General features: G+C 37.0%; 3 protein-coding genes. 2 read left to right on the forward strand and 1 reads right to left on the reverse strand.

The window, feature by feature from the left end:
* On the reverse strand, positions 1 to 676 hold a 676-nt coding region (locus AC1DPQ_RS25200; RefSeq protein WP_477611238.1), incomplete at its 3' end, for a galactokinase.
* A 76-nt stretch (positions 677 to 752) separates the two neighbouring features.
* Between AC1DPQ_RS25200 and AC1DPQ_RS25205 the strand changes: the two genes are divergently transcribed.
* Positions 753 to 1802: an aldose epimerase family protein gene (locus AC1DPQ_RS25205; protein ID WP_029274395.1), complete on the forward strand. Its 1050-nt coding sequence runs from the start codon at positions 753 to 755 to the stop codon at positions 1800 to 1802.
* A 3-nt stretch (positions 1803 to 1805) separates the two neighbouring features.
* Positions 1806 to 2201, forward strand: coding sequence for a DUF1398 domain-containing protein (locus tag AC1DPQ_RS25210; protein WP_477611239.1), 396 nt, complete (start codon positions 1806 to 1808; stop codon positions 2199 to 2201).
* Positions 2202 to 2323 lie beyond the last annotated feature (122 nt).

Raw genomic sequence — 2323 nt, forward strand, 5'->3', positions numbered from 1 at the left:
CTGCTACACGTTCGTTGTATTTAGAATCTGCTAATTCTCTTGGTTTATTGTTATTTATGATGGCAAAAACATAATTGCCCAGGTCAACATCAACCATTTTGTATTTTAAGGTCTCACAGTCTAAAACAATCGCTTTGTTTTTTTCGCCAAAAACAACTGCAAACTGATCCATAATACCAGAATTTAAGCCTATAAAATCATTCTCAACGCGTTTGGCGATTTTAACCAGTTCCAGTTGATCATAACCAAGATTAAAATAAGTATTTAAAGCATAAGCAGTGGCAATTTCTATAGAAGCTGAAGAGGAGAGACCAGATCCGATTGGAATATTTCCATAAAACAGAAAATCCACGCCATTAATTTCTTTTCCATCATTAATAAATTCGTTGATCACACCTATAGGGTAATTGGCCCATAAGCTGCCATCTTTATCGTTTGTGGTATTACTTGTTACCTCAGTTTGAACTTCGAAGTTTAAGCTTTTAAACCTGAATTTATGATCGTTATTTGAGGAAATGGCTACCCAGGTTCCCAAGGTAATGGCACAGGGCATAACCAAACCGCCATTATAATCGATGTGTTCGCCTATCAGGTTAACACGCCCGGGGGTAAAATAAACGGCATCAGCTTTTTTATGGTATTGCTCGGCAAATTTTTCCTCAAGGTTAATGTTCATTTGGCTAAAATATATTTATAAAAAGCATTAATAATAGTATGTTTGTTTAGGAAACAAAAGCCCTAAGTTACAATTTATGAGCGTTCAGCAAATACCTACCGGAAAAATTATTGATGGCGAAGAAGTTATCGCAATCGAACTAACCAACAGTAAAGGCACTTATGTCAAAATATTCAATTATGGCACCATTATCAACAAATTTGTAGTTAAGAATGCTAAAGGCGAAAAACAGGATATCGTTCTTGGTTTCGATACTTTTGAAGAATACCTTGATCCTGCTTATTTGGCAAACTATCCTTATTTTGGCGCTATTGTTGGCCGATATGCCAACCGCATAAAAAATGGAAGACTCGTTATTGATGATGAAACCTATCAGCTGGCACAAAATGCCGGTACCGATACCCTGCATGGTGGTATAGTAGGCTTTGATAAAAAAGTTTGGGATATTGTTGAAATTAATGATGGGCCTCAACCTTCAGTTACCCTGCAATATGAAAGTGTAGACGGAGAGGAAAATTTCCCTGGAAACCTGGTTATTGATTTAACTTTCGAACTGACTGAAAATGATGAATTGATTTTAAGTTATGAAGCCGAAACAGATAAAGCTACAGCCATTAACTTAACGCACCATAGTTATTTTAACCTGGCGCCTGAGGGTGGAAACATCAAAAACCATAAGCAACAGATTTTCGCTTCAAATTATTTGGAGCAAGATGATAATTATTCGGTAACAGGTACATTAATTCCTGTGGAAGGTACACCATTGGATTTTACGAAATCTAAAGCAATAGGGCAGGATTGGAATGAAGATGAAGGATACGACCAAACTTTCGTTTTGGATAAGATCTATGGCGATTTATCGCTGGCCAGTAAAACAATTGAAGAAGAAAGTGGTTTAGTTTTAAGCGTATACACCACAGAACCGGTAGCCCATTTGTACACAGCGAAATATTTAGGAGTAAAAAACGGTAAAGGTGGAAAAGATTATGACAGTTATGGAGCCTTTTGTGTAGAAACACAACACCACCCAAATGCGGTTAATGTTCCAACTTTTCCTAGTACCATTTTAAGACCGGATGATTTGTACACGCAAACTACAATTTACAAAGTTTCATTAAACAGATAGATTATGTTCACCATCGAAGACATCCGGGCAGCAGAATCAAAAATTAAAACTGGTGCAGATTTCCCTCAGTTTATTAAAGAAATTAAGGAAATGGGTGTTAAGCGAAACGATGTATATGTATCCGATGGCCTTTCGATTTATTTCGATGATGAAGATAATGTACAGCAGATCAGTCCTGATGAGTATCCGGCTTTGATTATAAATGATGAAGCGTCTGCTGGTAAGTTAACACATGCTTTGAAAATACATCAGCAGGGAGAAACCGATTATTTTACCTTTTGCAAGCAAGCCGCAGATGCGGGCGTAGAGAAATGGGTAACCGACCTCGAAGAAATGACCTGTACTTATTTAGATGCTGAAGGCAATGAACTGATGAAGGAGAAGATACGAAAAGTATAAGAGGCTGTATCATAAATTGTAATTTGCTTTGAATTTGTCATGTTGAGCCTGTCGAAACACCTTGTAAGACATCTAAAGCATGTCCTTCGACAAGCTCAGGATGACAATTCTATATTTATGAT

The sequence above is a fragment of the Pedobacter sp. 01T416_2 genome (assembly GCF_056398925.1).

Bases quoted from the DNA above. Each gene is read 5' to 3' on its own strand.
- AC1DPQ_RS25210 (WP_477611239.1), top strand. From the start codon at position 1,806: ATGTTCACCATCGAAGACATCCGGGCAGCAGAATCAAAAATTAAAACT.
- AC1DPQ_RS25205 (WP_029274395.1), top strand. From the start codon at position 753: ATGAGCGTTCAGCAAATACCTACCGGAAAAATTATTGATGGCGAAGAA.